The organism is Bacillus sp. FSL W8-0920, assembly GCF_038593215.1.
GTDB classification, from domain to species: domain Bacteria; phylum Bacillota; class Bacilli; order Bacillales; family Bacillaceae; genus Bacillus; species Bacillus pumilus.
Map to the genome: position 1 here is coordinate 3,531,744 of NZ_CP151974.1, position 15,941 is coordinate 3,547,684.

Sequence of the window (15,941 nt, forward strand, 5' to 3'; positions counted from 1 at the left end):
AAAAAATGAAATACTTTTCATCCTAACAATAGGAAAAAATTCCTCTATACTCTTTCCATTCAACCGATCACGAGTCCTTTAAAAAGATTATTTTACAGATATTAAGGGGAAAATTCAATGACCTATGTGGCGATATGACAAGCAATTATCAAGTCAGCATAAGTTTTATGAAGAGAAAAGGAAAAAGCCACTTTCTACGGAATAAGGCCCATTTTCCAATTATTGAGTTTACTTCAAAGTCAATTGTGGTATAATACTTGTAACAAAATGTTCACAATATCTCCTAAAAACAGACACAATTGCATCCTGACCTCTCATTTGAATTGAACATCAACTTACAAAGGAGTTGGATACGATGGATATGTTCTTTGCGTACCTATGTATTGCAACGGCTACACCCCTGTTTTTATGGCTTGAAAACAGAAAAATTGCGCTAGCTTCAATTCCACCCATTATGATTATGTGGATTTTCTTCGGTCTTTACATGACAAGCAGTTTATCTCCAGCAGGACATACCTTCATGATCGCATTCTTTGCCATTAACGTCATTTTGGCACATATTGCAGCGTTCCTCATTTATGGACTTCCATTCATTCGCAAAAGATTCAGTAGCACCAGATAAATAACGCACCACTTATTGGAGACGTTATCAACATCATGATAAAAACCACTCACCTTTGAGAGATGAGTGGTTTTTTATTATTTCTCTGAATGCTCCGATTGCTTTGGCGCAGAAGGTGAATAACCGTCTTTGCTGTTCTCTCCGTGGCTGTAGTGAGCCGCAAAGATCCAAACAGATCCGATAACGAAGATAATCGCACAAAACAGACCAAACAATGTATTTCCGACTTGAACAGTTCCGTTCTCGCTTTCTGTCATGTGCATAAACATGAATAGCTGCAAGAACGCTTGAATGAAGGCAAAACCAAAGATAATCCAAAGTTTTGCAGAACTGCCAATTTCAGCTCCAATAGCAATCCAGAATGCTAAGATGGTTAGCACGATGGATAGGATGAAGCCAACTACGTGTTTCCAAGGGAAGTGTTCGTGCTCTGCTGAGGAATTTGTTTTTCCAGCCATATCACAAAAGCCCCCCTAATCCGATCAAGTAAACAGCTGTGAAGATGAAAATCCATACTACATCAAGGAAATGCCAGTATAGACTTGAGATAAAAATCTTCGATGCTGTTTGTGGAGTTAATCCACGTTTTTTAATTTGGAACAAGACCCCGGTAATCCAGAAGATACCGATGGATACGTGTAGTCCGTGAGTTCCTAAGAGTACAAAGAATGCAGACCAATACGCACTTGTATGAATGCTCGCGCCCTCATGTACATAATGGAAGAACTCGAAAATCTCAAAGCCAACGAAGCCTGCACCTAGAAGCAGTGTCAGAATCGTCCAAATGACAACCCCTTTTGTACTTCCACGGCGCATTTCATGAACGGCAATCCCACATGTAAATGAACTAACCAATAGCAGGAATGTCATGATCAATACAAGCTTCATATCAAACAGCTCAGCTGGTAAAACGCCGCCAGCTGTTCTGCCATGAAGAACAAAGTAGGTCGCAAAAAGTGTTGAGAATAACACGATTTCCGCGCCAAGGAATATCCAGAAACCAAGGATGTTTAAACGTCCCGTTTCAGACTGATATTCAAGCGGTGCATTTGCATAGCTGCTATCATTATGTCCCATTACTTCTGCGCCTCCTTATTCTTTTTCTCTGTTTCAATCACTTCTTCAACAGGAATATAGTAGCCATCGTCGTATTCGAATGAACGTAAAATCATCGTTGCAAATACACCGATTAAGCCAATAACGCCAATCCAGTACCATTCAAATACAAGACCGAATGCACCAAGTCCGAAGAATGCAGACATGATAAGTGGTCTGCCTGAATTGTGCGGCATGTGAATTTTCTTGAATTCTTTTTCAGGATGAACGTCTACATTGTTTTGCTTCCAGTGATGGAATGCATCTGGTGTTGTCACTTCTGGAAGTGCTGCAAAGTTATAATGCGGCGGAATTGCAGAAGATGTCGCCCAGTCAAGAGTACGTCCCTCTCCCCAGCTGTCTCCAGACACTTCACGTTTCGCGTGTCTCCAGCTGTAGTAAATGTTGTAGCAAAGGATGATGAATCCGACACCCATCATAAATGCACCAATTGTTGAGATAAAGTTTAGTGCAGTCCAGCCATCTTCTGGTCCATACGTATAAATACGTCTTGGCATTCCTTGCAGTCCTAAGAAGTACTGCGGGAAGAAACAGATGTTAAATCCGATCATGAATACCCAGAAGAACCATTTGCCGATTCTTTCGTTTAACTTGTAACCAAACATTTTTGGATACCAGAAAACAAGACCAGCAAAACAAGCAAAAACAGTACCTGCGATTAATACATAGTGGAAGTGGGATACAAGGAAGTACGTGTTATGGTACTGGTAATCCGCAGCTGCCATCGCAAGCATAACCCCAGTGACACCACCGATAACGAAGTTCGGGATGAAACCAAGTGCCCAAAGCATTGGTGAAGTAAAGCTGATACGGCCTCGATACATCGTAAAGAGCCAGTTAAAGATTTTCACACCTGTTGGTACAGAAATTGCCATTGTTGTAATCGAGAAGAATGAGTTAACCGCTGCACTGTTCCCCATTGTAAAGAAGTGGTGAACCCACACAAGGAAACTAAGCACAGAGATTGCCACAATCGATACAACCATCGCTTTGTAACCAAACAACTGTTTTCTTGAGAACGTCGCAAAGATTTCTGAGAAAATACCGAAAGCCGGCAGGATCACGATATATACCTCAGGATGTCCCCAAATCCAGAAAAGGTTCGCCCAAAGCATTGGCATACCGCCTGCTTCGAGTGTAAAGAATGCAGAACCGAATAAACGATCAAATGTCATAAGTGCTAAAGCAACTGTTAGTACAGGGAATGCGAATACGATGATGACAGACGTGATCAATGTTGTCCATGTAAACATTGGCATACGCATAAGCGTCATACCTTTTGTACGCATTTTTAAGATGGTCACCATGAAGTTAATACCAGTCATAAGTGTACCAATACCTGCAATTTGGAGCCCGAGCAAGTAATAGTTCTGTCCAGGTCCTGGTGAGAAATCATTTCCGGCGAGCGGCATGTAACTCGTCCAGCCTGCACTTGGTGATCCTCCAATGACGAAGGAAATGTTGAACAGCATCGCTCCGACCATAAATGTCCAGAAGCTCAGGTTGTTCAAATAAGGGAATGCAACGTCACGTGCACCAATTTGAAGAGGTACAACGACGTTGATTAAACCAATTAAAAATGGCATCGCCATGAATAGAATCATGATCGTACCATGCGTTGTGAAAATTTCATTATAGTGGTTGGAATCTAAAAACGTATTATTAGGAAGCGCCAGCTGTGCGCGCATCATCAGTCCGTCTACCCCACCGCGGAAGAACATAATCACAGCAGCAAGGATATACATGATCCCAAGCTTTTTATGATCAACTGATGTTAGCCATTCTTTCCAGAGCCATTTCCACTTTTTAAAGTAGGTTAAAACAAACACGATAGCAATGGAAGTAAGAGCGATAGAAATTTGCGCACCAAGAATTAATGGGTCTCCAGTTACAAAAAACTCATCCCATTTCAAATGCATAACGGCCTCCTCCTTTCCTTAGTCAGTTTATTCATTATCTAGTTTTCTTTTATAGTTCTTCACATTCTCGAAAGGATCTGTTTTGGAATGCGGAGAAACTGATTGGTAACCTAAACGTTTGCGTGCTTGGAGTGCGTATTCAGAATCCTCTCCATGCTTCGCAAAGGATAAATGTGTTGATGAGAATGTCTGCACATCTGCAGCATCAGGAAGCATCAAGTAGTCATACGTTTTCTTCGTTAACTTTGGTGCTTCTTTTTTCGTTTTGCTTACCCATTTATCATAGTCAGACTGCTTCATCGCATTGACTTTGAATTTTTGCTGAGCAAAGCCCTCGCCTGTGAAGTTGGCGTTTCTTCCTTCATATGTGCCAACTTGATCAGCTTGAAGATATTGTTCCATCTCCATTCCAGCCATCGCATACTTCTCCCCGCCTAGCTGAGGAATCCATAGTGATGCCATTGTATCAGCAGAAGTGATTTTGAATAAAACCGGCTGATCTTTTGGAATGTTTAAGTAGTTCACTGTCTCAATATTTTCCTCTGGATAGCTAAAGATCCATTTCCAATCAACAGCTGTAGCATAAACGACAAGAGGATCTTTATGGCTTGTTGCTTGAGGTGCCTCTTCCAAAGAGTAAATTGTTTTTACAGTTGGAACTGAAAGGGCAGCAACGATTAATATTGGGATCACTGTCCAGATAACTTCTAGAAGCGTATTCCCGTGTAGTTCTGGATTATAAGAGGCGTTTCCAACGTCCTTACGCTCACGGTATTTTACCAAAATGATGGTAAACAGTACAAATACCGCACCAACGATAAAGAGCATGAATCCGATGGATAAAAGGATTAAGTCTTTTTGTTGTGCTGCGACAGGTCCTTTAGGATCTAAAACAGCGATATTGCTGCAACCTCCTAATAAAAAAACACTCACGAGCATCGCTAATAAAAGCATAGGTTTAATGGCTCTGAACAAGAAGATCACCATCCTTCCTTAGATAATGTATATATTGCTGAATAATTGTGAAAAGCCATCTGCCTTCGAAAACTTTTCTTCCCTTTGTAATGCTATCAAAATCTGTTAGAGTTAGCTTCCCTTTTTTCAAAAGTTCATTTATTTTTCAACAGATTTCTATTAAAATGTCATAAATTCGACATAAATTTATATTATTGCACACACAATAAATTTCTAGGATTTTGAAAAGTTGAGAGTTGAAGGCAAAGGACAAACAATCAAGAACTTTGTCAAATTTAGGTTTACCACAATAAAAAAGTTTGGTCAAATTTCAATTTAACTTAATGAAATTTTATCTAGGTAAACAATTTCAAAATAGGTATCCCCACATTTAACAAAAACCTTACTCATTTTAACGCAAGTTCACAAGAAAAGAAAGTATCGATCCTCTGTGTATACGCTGTAAGAATTGGTAATGATGCTGAATTAGTGGAATCTCGCTAAAGACTTCCAGCAAAAAACCGGCTCAGCGCCGGCACTCTGCATTTATTCATCTCTCACTAAGATGTCAGGTCGTCTATAGATCTTCCCTTCATGTTCAATGTCCATGTACGTCCACTTGCCTGTATACGTTAAAAAGCGGTTGCCCTCTTTTTCTACAACAATCGTATCCTCTGATTTCAGTCCAGGCAATGAAGGGTTCCATGTAAACACTTGATGAAGCTGAATTTCTTCCTTCGATGAGGGAACAGCAATGATTTCCCTAGATACAAATCCCGTCTTTCCCCCTTGATGAAGCTTTTTCCAGCTATCAGGGAAGCCCTCTTTTTCGTACTGAGCAATACCTGCTTTCAGAACATCACCTAATGTTTCCCCAGGACGTGTAGCGGCATTCATGACCGTGTCAATTCGTGCTAGCCGCTCTTTGTTCTCTTCAAGCTCCTTCGGAAGCTGACCAAAGTAAACAGACCTTGTAACATTTGCAACGAGCCCGTGCCGCTCCGCGCAGAGAACAACAAGCGCGTGCTTTTGAAGAGCTTTATCTGTTGGAATCGGGTGACGATATTGATGGATCCGGTCATCCGTTGCCACAAGCAGGACTTCTATCGTCATCCCTTGCGCAATGGCTCTTTGAGCAACAAGCGAAGCAATCTCGTGCTCGGTCTGCCCTGGAACGATTTCTTGACAGACACTTTCTACAATGACCGCTGTTTCATGACAGAGCGTTTCATATTGTCTGAGCTGTGAGGCAGTTAGGATCGAGCGAATATTCGACAAATCCGGTTCGATCCATTCGAATCCATCCATTTGAATGTCCGTCCCAATTCGTTTACCTTTTGTGAGTTCTTGAATGTATGGGGTCTCATCCTCATACCAATCCATTGTGACCACTTGAAACGGATGATCGACGTACGCCATTTCCTCTTCAATGATCCGCTTTTCTTCCATTTGATTCACAATGAGAACGAGGTCATCTTTTAAGACGAGCAGCTGGCACACGCCCTCTGGCGTATTTAACACAATATGATTCCTTCTTCCGCCTGTCAGCCAGGAGAAGTTATTTCGCTTTTGAATCAAAACACCCTCAAGCTGCTTTTCTTCCATGAGCTCTCTTACTTGTTCAATCATCTAATCACCTGCCTATTTGAAGTGTTTGAATGAAACGGTTAAAAGCTATTTTCCCTTGCTCAGTTCTTTTAAACACACCTGCCTGCGAGAGAATTCGAGAAAAAATAAAGCCAATTTCTTTTTGTAAAATGGTTTCGGTATTTTTCTCTGTAAAGGAATTCTCTTCAAGCAGCCGCTTCGCCCAAGCCTCGTGCTTCATGATAGCAGGACGGGCTTTGATTTCTTCAAGTGGATTTTCGGATAGCAAAGCCTCTTTTAATTGGCTTATTTCCTCTGCTAATCTACCAGGAAGCACAGCAAGGCCCATGACTTCAATTAATCCGATATTCTCTTTTTTAATATGGTGGACTTCTTCGTGCGGATGGAAAATGCCGTCCGGGTGCTGCTTGTTTGTACGGTTATTACGAAGCACTAAATCTAATTCATAGTCATCCCCGTGGCGCCTCGCAATAGGTGTAATGGTGTTGTGAGGTGTCTCTCCTGTATGAGCGATGACCCCCACCTCTTCATCTGAATACAGTTTCCACTCATGTAAGATAAAGTCTGCTGCGTCTGCGAGCGACTGCCGCTCACTGCTTCGAAGGCGGATCACAGACATCGGCCATTTCACAATACCAGCTCGCACACCTGGAAAGGCATTGAGAGAAAAGACCTCTTCCATCTCTGCTTTTGCCATCGGAAATTCATGTGCACCGCCCTGAAAATGGTCATGACTTAATATACTGCCACCGACAATCGGAAGGTCGGCGTTCGACCCGATGAAATAGTGCGGGTATATAGATATGAAGGAAAGCAGTCGTTCAAAGGTCTTTTTGGTGATGCTCATTGGCTCATGTTTGCCTTTGAACACTATACAGTGCTCGTTGTAATACACATAAGGTGAAAATTGCAGAAACCACGATTCACCTGAGAGTGACACAGGAATAATCCGATGATTCTGTCTCGCTGGATGGTTAATCCGTCCCTCGAACCCAACGTTTTCTTTACAAAGGAGACAAAGAGGATATTGCTTTTGGCTGAGCTTCTTGGCTTCAGCGATGGCTTTGGGGTCCTTTTCCGGCTTCGATAGATTAATGGTGATCTCTAGCACACCATCTTCTGTTCGTGTAAACCACTGTACATTTTTGGCGATCCTGCCTGTATGAATGTAGTGTGCATGCTGCTGCATCTCATAGAACCAGCTCGTAGCTGCCTTCGGTCCTCCCTGCTGACGTTTTTCCTCAAACTTCGCATAGATGACACTTGGAGGTGCCACCAAGCAGCCCATGATTTTCGCATCTAGTAAATCACGATACGTATCCGTCCCCTCAGGAATAAGTTCTGTTTCTACTGCCCAATCGAGCATCGGCATTAAGATGTCTTCAAGGTCTTCTTCTCCTGAGACTGTTCTTGCTTCCGCTTCATCGAGTCTGAGCACCTCAAGCAGTCGATTTCTCGTATATTCGATATCTAGTGATGTTATCAGCTCTTTATTCATCCCGTATTGAATCAGCTGTTCCAGCTTTTCAAAAATATCAATCGCCATTCCCTCTGTCCCCTCTCTTGCCTGCCTTTACGTTTTATTCACTTTGGTAGCCATCTGGATGCTTCTGAAACCAATCCCACGCACTCTGAATGATCGTGTGAAGGTCAGCATATTGAGGTGTCCATCCCAATTCTTGCAGTGCTTTTTCAGAAGAAGCAATCAGCTTTGCTGGATCTCCCGCGCGCCTTTTTGCCACTTGTGCAGGGATGGCATGCCCCGTGACTTTTCTGACGGCTTCTACGACCTGCTTCACGGAGAACCCTGTTCCATTCCCTAAATTGTAGGTCGCACTGCCTTTTCCAGCACGCAGCCGGTCAACAGCTAAGATGTGTGCCTCTACTAAATCCATCACATGAATGTAATCTCTAATACACGTGCCATCCTCTGTCTCATAATCATCACCGTAAATCATGATTTGATCCCGTTTTCCTAAAGCAACTTGCAGAATAATTGGAATGAGATGCGTCTCAGGCTGATGATCCTCTCCGACAAGTCCTTCTGTATGGGCACCAGCTACATTAAAGTAGCGAAGTACTACGTATTCTATTCCATACGCTTGCTCAGACCACTTCAGCATTTTTTCAATGGCTAGTTTCGTTTCTCCATAAGGATTCGTTGGGTTCGTTTCATCCGTTTCAACGATCGGCACCCGCTTCGGTTCACCGTATGCAGCAGCAGTGGAAGAAAAGACGATGAGTTTCACATCAAATTCATTCATGACTTGTAGTAAAGTAGTTGCTCCGCCGACGTTGTTGTTATAGTACTTAAGCGGGTCTGTTACACTCTCCCCAACAAGTGAATCTGCCGCAAAGTGCATGACCGCTTCTATTTGATGCGTTTTGAACACCTGTCTTAAAAAGGCGTGATCTCGTAAATCACCCTCCTCTAAGACAGCTCCTTCCAAAACAGCTTCTTTGTGGCCTGTCTGCAAATTATCCACTACCACTACTCGTTCGCCTTTCGCTAAAAGAGCCGCCACTGCATGACTGCCTATGTACCCTGCTCCTCCACAAACTAAAATTGTCATCACACTTCCCCCTTTGTGAGTTCTCTTGCGCCGCCTCCAATTCCAGCTGTGTAAAAAGAGGCTTGAATCCCTGTTTTCTCTTGATATATCGCACCAGTTTCTTCTATAAATGAATCTAGCAGCTCTTCTTTCACGATGCTGATCGTACATCCGCCAAAGCCTGCACCTGTCATACGGGAGCCAATCGTCCCCGGGTGCCGCCAAGCTGCTTCAGCCAGTGCATCTAGTTCAAGTCCTGTTACTTCATAATCATTCTTTAAAGAAAGATGAGAAGCCTTCATGAGCCCACCTAGTTCTTCCATTTTATCATCTTTCAGAAAATTTACTGCTTTCATCGTCCGCTCGTTTTCCGTCACGACATGTCTTGCTCGTTTGCGGCAGACGTCATCTTCAATCAAGTGGGCAACCCTCGCAAATTCATCCGCAGTGAGCTCACATAAGTGGGCAATGTCGTTTTCTTTCTGAAGATCATTTAAAGCGGATTGACACTCTGCCCGGCGCTCATTGTATTTGGAATCAGCCAGTGTCCGTTTTTTGTTTGTATTGGCGATGACAAGCGCAAGTCCCTCTTGCCGAAACGGACTATATTCAAAGGCAAGGGTGTCACAATTGAGCAAAATGGCGTGATCTTCTTTTCCAAGGGCAATCGAAAACTGATCCATGATCCCGCAATTGACACCAATAAATTCATTCTCTGCACGCTGTGAAAGGAGGGCAAGTTGGACATTTGAAACGCTGAATGAATGCCATTCATTGATGAGAACAGCGGTAACAAGCTCAATGGAGGCAGAGGAAGACAGGCCTGCACCATTTGGAATATTGCCACTGTACACAATGTCAAAGCCTTCTTCTATCTTCATTCCTGCTTCTATAAACTGTTTGAACACACCCTTAGGATAATTTGCCCAGCCGTCCGATTCTACGTAAGCGATTTCAAAAAGATTGAATTCTTTCACACCATCGCGATCAAAGTTCAAGGAATACATTCTCACGCGGCCATCTGACCGCTTCGCACAAGCAGCATATGTCCCTAGAGTAAGCGCGCATGGAAATACATGTCCTCCATTGTAATCTGTATGTTCACCAATCAAGTTCACTCTTCCTGGGGCAAAAAAGTAGCGAAGTTCTTCTCTATCTCCAAATTGCTGGTGAAATGCCGCGCGTAACGTATCGATCATATCCATTCCCCTTTTCTCTTCTGATACTTTTTATTTTAGTTGTCCCAGCAGCATCAGTTCAATGGTAAAAAAATCGTTAAAAAATACCCTTTTTTTGCTGTGAATGGTACGATGTGATATGAGGTGTAACATGATTCTAAATAGAAAAAGGTTGTTTTTTGCTGTGAAGGAGGGTTTCCAATTTGAAGAAAGAAGCATTTGCATTTCGTTTTCACCATTCTGATGTGACATTGCCAGCACAAATCTGGTCTGTTGGCTGGGAAGTTCAATCTTCTTCGTTATATAGCTGGAATGGCGTGGAGCGGAAGGATCAGGGCAAGTGCATCTTTCAGCTCACACTGTCTGGACATGGCATGATTGAAATCGGAGAGAAACGTTTCAAAGTATTGCCGGGTCAGGCCTTTCTCGTGAAAAGCCCAAGTGCCTACCAATATTATTTTCCAGAAGACAGTGAGCATTGGGAATTTCTTTATTTAACGCTTTACGGGGAAGCCTGCGATCTTTGCTTTGACCAATTTATTGACCAAGGAAAGCAGGTCATGCGTTTTCATCCGAATTCCAGACCTATCCGCCTGCTCAAGACCATTTATGATGAAGCCAGTGAAAGACGGATTACCAATCCATTTGAGGGGTCTAGCCTTGCTTATCAATTTGTCATGGAACTGTATTCATATTTGCCAAAGCTTGAGGGACAAATGGAGAAATGGCCCGAGCCTATCGTTCAAGCGGCATTGTTTGCCAGCCATCATTTTCACGAGGAAATTGGCCCGGACGATATGGCAGCTGCGGCACGTTTATCCAAAAGTCATTTTACGAGGGAATTCAAAAAGGCCACTGGCTTCACACCTATTCACTATCTAACCAATATTCGGTTAGAAAAGGCGGAAACGTTACTGAAAACAACAAAATACTCGATTGAAGAAATCGCCATACAGTGCGGCTACAGAAATGCGAATTACTTGAATAAAGTCTTTCGAAAGAAAATCGGCATGTCTCCAAAGCAACTGCGGGAAACAAGCGATGCATAATAAAAAGCAGCCGCTTTCACAATTGGCTGCTTCTTTTACGCTTTCGTCAGGTCAACATGAATTCTCCCTTGTCTTAAAACAATGGTCATTTGCGTGTCAGGTGTCATTAAGTTTTCCAAAATGTCCGTTGCTGTTTGAAGCGCAATGTCCATTCGGTTGATCTTTTCCTTTTCTTGTTCCGAAAACGCTTCTGGATGTGCGGTCATTTCTTTGACTAGCCTCAGCACTTGTTCATGCTGCTTTTCTGTTTGCTGATATATGACATCATATAATTCGTCTGGCCTGCTGCTCATTTCATATCACCTATCTTTTTTCATGTGTTAAATCGCATCTTCTTTTGTTTTCTTGAAGACGAACCATTTACTGGCGACATAATTCACGACCACAATCACAAAGTTGACAAGAATTTTTGCGACAGTTTCATTGAGCGCCATTTGGGTCACAAATAAAATCATCAGCCCTAGATCTACACCTAGAGACATGAGACGAACACTAAAAAATGAAGAAAGCTCACGCATAAGGCTTTTCGTATCACGGGCTTTTTGCTTGAAGACATACTTCTTATTGGTGATATAAGCAAAGAGAACAGCAAATACCCATGAAACAACTGTAGCTGTTTTATAATCCATGGAAAACATCTCAACGAATAAGTAGAAGCTGACTATGTTGACGATGGTTGTACACACACCCATCACAAGATACATGACAACTTCTTGATACTTTTGAAAAAGGCTATACATGTCTTTCTTCATTCCTTCTTGGTGGTTTCTGTTTCTTTTAGAATACCATCTTGAGAAGAACTTCCCAAACGAACAATATGTACGTCCTGCACAGATGAAATTTGTTCTACTCGATGGCATATGTCACCTAATTGGTTTATATAAGCCAAATGTTTTAGGTCTTTTTCATTATTTTAATTTATAATCTTTTAACTGACTTTACAATTGTTTATTATTAGAAGTAAGAAATCAATATTTATGGGTTTTTTAGTCATTTTTTTAGGAACGTGGTAGGTGATAGATTTTACAAAATAGGTTAAATGTCATCATTTTTCGACAAAATCTATTTTGCGCTGTTTTCATCCACACGTACAGTTACTAGACGGTTTGTTCAAGTCATTGGTTGCAGATGAATATGTCTTATTGAACTGGAGGATATTATGGATACGCAAGTGAAAAGAAGAGTTGACGAAGAGTGGGTTTATTTGATTCAGGAAGCGAAAAAAATTGGACTAGCCATCGAAGAAATACAAGCTTTTTTAACATCCAACGGTGATCAGAAGATGATAAACAAACCGTAAATCAACGCCGTTATCCTTTGTCTTTCAGACTGCTTTGGCTAAAAGTTCTGACTTGTCAATTGACCTTTTAAAAATCCTTTCATGACGATACGCTACAGTAGAACACCCCTTCATACCAATCCCTTCCACTCATGGGGTTCTGTCTTTCTATATTAGGAGGACAGTCCGTTTCCCGTTCTTTATATGATCCCTTTTTAGCCGCCATTCATAAAAATTGTTCTTCTCTCGTTATAAAACCAAGCTCCCCACCCATATATTAAGCATGAAAACAATGAGAAAGCAGAAAGGTGGGTAGAGCGTGAGTTCAGATTCCCTTTCCTATTATCACCAAAAAAAGGATCAGTATTATCATGGCGTGAACCCGGTCATTGTCAGCCGTATTCGTGAGGAATGGACGTCTTTATTGGATATCGGATGCGGCACAGGCAAGCTTGGAAAAGTCCTGAAACAAAAGGACCGGACCATTTATGGAATTGAATCGTTTGAGAATGCAGCAAAAGAGGCTGAGCAAGAGCTAGATCATGTGTTATGCGGAAATATTGAACAGATGACGCTCCCTTACGAACAGGAACAATTTGACTGCATTATATTCGGAGATGTCCTTGAACATTTATTGGACCCGTGGGCCGTTTTAAAGAAGGTCAAACCTTTCCTTAAAAAAGAAGGAGCCATCCTGTCATCCATTCCAAATATCGGTCACATATCAACCGTTTTAGAATTATTAGCCGGCAGATTCACTTATACAGATGCAGGATTAATGGATCAAACTCATTTACGTTTCTTCACTCTTCATGAAATTCATGCACTGTTTCATTCAGCAGGCTTTCGTATTCGCGAACTCGAAACCATTCGCGTACAGCATCCTACCTACGCGAGCGTAATGAGTGATTTACATGAATTACTCATGAAGCATGGCATTCGTTCAGATTTTCATGAGGCCGCTACCGCCTATCAGTATGTGGTTGAGGCGGTTCAGCTTCATGAGTAACCCCACCATCCTGTTTGTTTTATGTGTAAATGATGAGTCTATGTTTCAGGCTTGCTTTCGGCAGCTCGCTTCACTTCCTGCTCCCCATGGATATCATGTGGAGGTTTTGCCGATTAGACATGCATCCAGTATGACCTCTGCTTATAATGAAGCCATCACTCATCCAGCTCAGTTTAAAATTTATCTTCATCAAGATACCTTGATTGTCAAACAGCATATGCTGCTTGAGTTGATCCCGCTTTTTTTACAGCATCCATCACTTGGGATGATTGGGGTCATAGGTGCAGAAAGCGTGCCTGACAATGGGATCTGGTGGGAAAGTTCTGATTGCAGGGGGAAAGTCATTGAATATCGTCACGACACCTATCAGCTGCTTTCGTTTGAAAGTGGTCGTCAACAGGCAGAAACGCAAGATTATATGAACGCTTCGGCGATTGATGGTCTTTTCATGGCGACGCAATATGATGTGAAGTGGCGTGAGGACCTCTTTGATGGCTTTCATTTTTATGATGTTTCGCAATCCTTTGAATTCATGCAACAGGGCTATGAGGTTGGCATTGCGAAACAAGAAGAGCCTTGGTGCATCCACAAATGCGGAGATCATTTTGATGCGGAAGCATATGAAAAAGCGAGACAAACATTTCTTGCAAATTATCGATAGAAAGCACCCTTTTCGGGTGCCTTTTTTATGATATACTGTCATAAACAGCCAGATCGTCTCATATGCATTGGAGTACCTTGTCCCTAATTCGTACAAAGGAGGAAACAATGGCAGACAAAAAAGTTCATTATAAGAAGGTTGCCGCTTCAGAGGATTTTCGAAAACTTCTCGAGGAAAAACGCAGATTTATCGTACCGATGACGATTTTCTTTTTTCTCTTTTACTTTTCACTTCCGGTTGCTACATCCTACTTCACCTTTTTGAACACGCCGGCAATTGGCGCGATCTCATGGGCGTGGTTATTCGCCCTCACACAATTTGTGATGACCTGGGTATTATGTGGACTTTATGCGAGGAAAGCAGCTCAGTTCGACAAATATGTAAGCGCTTTAAAAATTGAATCAAGAGGTGATGACGAATGAGCATGACCGCTTTTATTTTATTCATAGCGATCGTAGGGCTCACATTGGTCATCACGTATTTTGCTGCGAAAAAAACGAGCAATGCGAGCGATTTTTACACAGCAGGTGGAGGTCTGACTGGATTTCAAAACGGACTTGCCATCGCCGGGGACTATATGTCTGCCGCTTCATTTTTAGGGATCGCTGGAATGATCGCTTTAAATGGATTTGACGGCTTTTTCTATAGCATTGGCTTTCTAGTGGCGTATCTTGTCGTACTTTACGTTGTAGCCGAACCGCTTCGAAATCTAGGGAAATATACGATGGCCGATATGATTGCTGCACGATTTAAGCGTCCTGCCATTCGAGGAGTTGCTGCGTTTAACACAATCACAGTCTCTACTTTTTATATGATTGCACAGCTTGTTGGGGCAGGTGCATTAATCAAGCTGCTTCTTGGCATTGATTACTGGATTGCGGTACTGATCGTCGGTGTCTTGATGACCATTTATGTCGTGTTTGGTGGCATGATCGCAACCAGCTGGGTACAGATTACAAAGGCTGTACTTCTCATGCTTGGGACACTGATTATTTCACTGCTTGTATTTGCAAAGTTTGATTTTAGCCTGCTGAAGATGTTTGAGGAGATGAAAACAGCGACCCCGCTCGGTGGGGCATTTCTTCACCCGGGAAATAAATATGATGTGCCTTTAGAGACACTGTCTTTGAACCTTGCTCTAGTGCTTGGGACAGCAGGTTTGCCGCACATTTTGATCCGGTTTTATACGGTGAAGGATGCCATTTCTGCGCGTAAATCTGTTCTATCCGCTACGTGGATCATCGGTATTTTTTATCTAATGACAGTTTTCCTTGGCTTCGGTGCTGCTGCCTTTGTTGGAACAGAAGCGATCACAGCAGCAGATGCAGCAGGAAATATGGCCGCTCCCCTGCTCGCCCAAGCCCTTGGAGGAGATTTGCTATTTGCCTTTGTTTCCGCTATTGCCTTTGCGACCATTTTGGCGGTGGTAACTGGTCTCGTCCTATCCGCCGCGTCTGCCTTTGCGCATGACTTTTATAGTCAGATCATCCGCAAAGGGAAAGCGAGTGAACGGGAACAGGTAAAAGCGGCACGCTTTGCTTCCATCGGCGTGGCCATTCTTTCTATCATTCTCGCATTATTTGCCCAATCGTTAAACGTTGCTTTCCTTGTGTCACTTGCCTTCGCAGTGGCAGCAAGTGCAAATTTACCATTGATTATCTTCACTGTCTTTTGGAAACGATTTAATTCTACAGGTGCCATTGCAGGGAGCTTAGTAGGACTGCTGAGCGCACTGATTATCGTCTCGCTCAGCCCAAGCGTCTGGGACCCATCGGGAGCAGCCATCTTTACAGGAGACCCGCTCATCCCGCTGTCGAACCCTGGAATTATCTCGATCCCGCTTGGATTCCTTGCCGCTTACTTAGGCACGATCTTCTCCTCTGAAAAAGCAGATGAAGATACCTTTACAGAAATTCAAGTAAAGGCACATACAGGGATGCATATGGATACTGATTCATAAGGAAGAGCCGGCTGATGAGCCGGCTTTTTGTGTT

17 protein-coding genes are annotated in these 15,941 nt (G+C 42.6%); 7 read left to right on the forward strand and 10 right to left on the reverse strand.

The genetic code is table 11. From position 1 onward, the window contains the following. Nucleotides 1-355: 355 nt before the first annotated feature. Nucleotides 356-622 carry a spore morphogenesis/germination protein YwcE gene (locus NSS78_RS18205; RefSeq protein WP_003215279.1) on the forward strand — a complete coding sequence of 89 codons (267 nt, stop codon included), beginning with the start codon at nt 356-358 and terminating at the stop codon, nt 620-622. Between the two features lie 77 nt (nt 623-699). On the opposite strand, the gene qoxD is transcribed toward NSS78_RS18205, so the two are convergent. The 8 genes from qoxD to NSS78_RS18245 all read right to left on the reverse strand — a co-directional run bounded on the left by qoxD (nt 700) and on the right by NSS78_RS18245 (nt 9,976). Next, nucleotides 700-1,080, reverse strand: coding sequence for a cytochrome aa3 quinol oxidase subunit IV (gene qoxD / locus NSS78_RS18210; RefSeq protein WP_003215204.1), 381 nt, complete (start codon nt 1,078-1,080; stop codon nt 700-702). 1 nt (nt 1,081) lies between these two features. Continuing rightward, nucleotides 1,082-1,699: a cytochrome aa3 quinol oxidase subunit III gene (gene qoxC, locus NSS78_RS18215; RefSeq protein ID WP_003214975.1), complete on the reverse strand. Its 618-nt coding sequence runs from the start codon at nt 1,697-1,699 to the stop codon at nt 1,082-1,084. Next, nucleotides 1,699-3,657, reverse strand: coding sequence for a cytochrome aa3 quinol oxidase subunit I (qoxB, locus tag NSS78_RS18220; RefSeq protein WP_003215069.1), 1,959 nt, complete (start codon nt 3,655-3,657; stop codon nt 1,699-1,701). Before qoxB ends, qoxC begins: the two co-directional genes overlap by 1 nt. A 27-nt stretch (nt 3,658-3,684) precedes the next feature. Beyond that, nucleotides 3,685-4,641: a cytochrome aa3 quinol oxidase subunit II gene (qoxA, locus tag NSS78_RS18225; RefSeq protein ID WP_095117964.1), complete on the reverse strand. Its 957-nt coding sequence runs from the start codon at nt 4,639-4,641 to the stop codon at nt 3,685-3,687. A gap of 516 nt (nt 4,642-5,157) precedes the next feature. Beyond that, nucleotides 5,158-6,240 (reverse strand): aminopeptidase P family N-terminal domain-containing protein, encoded by a 1,083-nt coding sequence (locus tag NSS78_RS18230; RefSeq protein ID WP_003214911.1) that lies wholly within the window; start codon nt 6,238-6,240, stop codon nt 5,158-5,160. Nucleotides 6,241-6,244: 4 nt separating this feature from the next. Continuing rightward, nucleotides 6,245-7,765, reverse strand: coding sequence for a UDP-glucose--hexose-1-phosphate uridylyltransferase (gene galT, locus NSS78_RS18235; protein WP_137054215.1), 1,521 nt, complete (start codon nt 7,763-7,765; stop codon nt 6,245-6,247). Between the two features lie 34 nt (nt 7,766-7,799). Continuing rightward, complete coding sequence (gene galE / locus NSS78_RS18240; protein WP_309216072.1) at nt 7,800-8,792, reverse strand: UDP-glucose 4-epimerase GalE; 993 nt, start codon at nt 8,790-8,792, stop codon at nt 7,800-7,802. Then, nucleotides 8,792-9,976 (reverse strand): galactokinase, encoded by a 1,185-nt coding sequence (locus tag NSS78_RS18245; RefSeq protein ID WP_137054213.1) that lies wholly within the window; start codon nt 9,974-9,976, stop codon nt 8,792-8,794. Before NSS78_RS18245 ends, galE begins: the two co-directional genes overlap by 1 nt. 176 nt (nt 9,977-10,152) lie before the next feature. On the opposite strand from NSS78_RS18245, the gene NSS78_RS18250 reads away from it, so the two are divergent. Beyond that, on the forward strand, nt 10,153-10,998 hold the full coding sequence (locus tag NSS78_RS18250) for an AraC family transcriptional regulator (protein WP_003214606.1): 846 nt from the start codon (nt 10,153-10,155) through the stop codon (nt 10,996-10,998). 35 nt (nt 10,999-11,033) lie between these two features. On the opposite strand, the gene NSS78_RS18255 is transcribed toward NSS78_RS18250, so the two are convergent. Beyond that, nucleotides 11,034-11,291 carry a hypothetical protein gene (locus NSS78_RS18255; RefSeq protein WP_003215318.1) on the reverse strand — a complete coding sequence of 86 codons (258 nt, stop codon included), beginning with the start codon at nt 11,289-11,291 and terminating at the stop codon, nt 11,034-11,036. Between the two features lie 27 nt (nt 11,292-11,318). After that, nucleotides 11,319-11,702 carry a GtrA family protein gene (locus NSS78_RS18260; RefSeq protein ID WP_034620336.1) on the reverse strand — a complete coding sequence of 128 codons (384 nt, stop codon included), beginning with the start codon at nt 11,700-11,702 and terminating at the stop codon, nt 11,319-11,321. Between the two features lie 455 nt (nt 11,703-12,157). On the opposite strand from NSS78_RS18260, the gene NSS78_RS18265 reads away from it, so the two are divergent. The 5 genes from NSS78_RS18265 to NSS78_RS18285 all read left to right on the forward strand — a co-directional run bounded on the left by NSS78_RS18265 (nt 12,158) and on the right by NSS78_RS18285 (nt 15,907). After that, the gene (locus tag NSS78_RS18265) at nt 12,158-12,298 is read left to right on the forward strand and encodes an anti-repressor SinI family protein (RefSeq protein ID WP_003215413.1); all 141 of its coding nucleotides are present in this window, start codon (nt 12,158-12,160) and stop codon (nt 12,296-12,298) included. Nucleotides 12,299-12,596: 298 nt separating this feature from the next. After that, nucleotides 12,597-13,286, forward strand: a complete 690-nt coding sequence (locus NSS78_RS18270) for a class I SAM-dependent methyltransferase (protein WP_095117915.1) — start codon at nt 12,597-12,599, stop codon at nt 13,284-13,286. Further along, complete coding sequence (locus NSS78_RS18275; protein WP_106029470.1) at nt 13,279-13,947, forward strand: glycosyltransferase family protein; 669 nt, start codon at nt 13,279-13,281, stop codon at nt 13,945-13,947. Before NSS78_RS18270 ends, NSS78_RS18275 begins: the two co-directional genes overlap by 8 nt. A gap of 107 nt (nt 13,948-14,054) precedes the next feature. Then, on the forward strand, nt 14,055-14,369 hold the full coding sequence (locus tag NSS78_RS18280; protein ID WP_003215154.1) for a DUF485 domain-containing protein: 315 nt from the start codon (nt 14,055-14,057) through the stop codon (nt 14,367-14,369). Continuing rightward, entirely contained in the window at nt 14,366-15,907 is a 1,542-nt protein-coding gene (locus NSS78_RS18285; RefSeq protein ID WP_003214799.1) for a cation acetate symporter, read from the forward strand. The genes NSS78_RS18280 and NSS78_RS18285 overlap by 4 nt, the downstream gene beginning before the upstream one ends. Nucleotides 15,908-15,941: the final 34 nt, after the last annotated feature.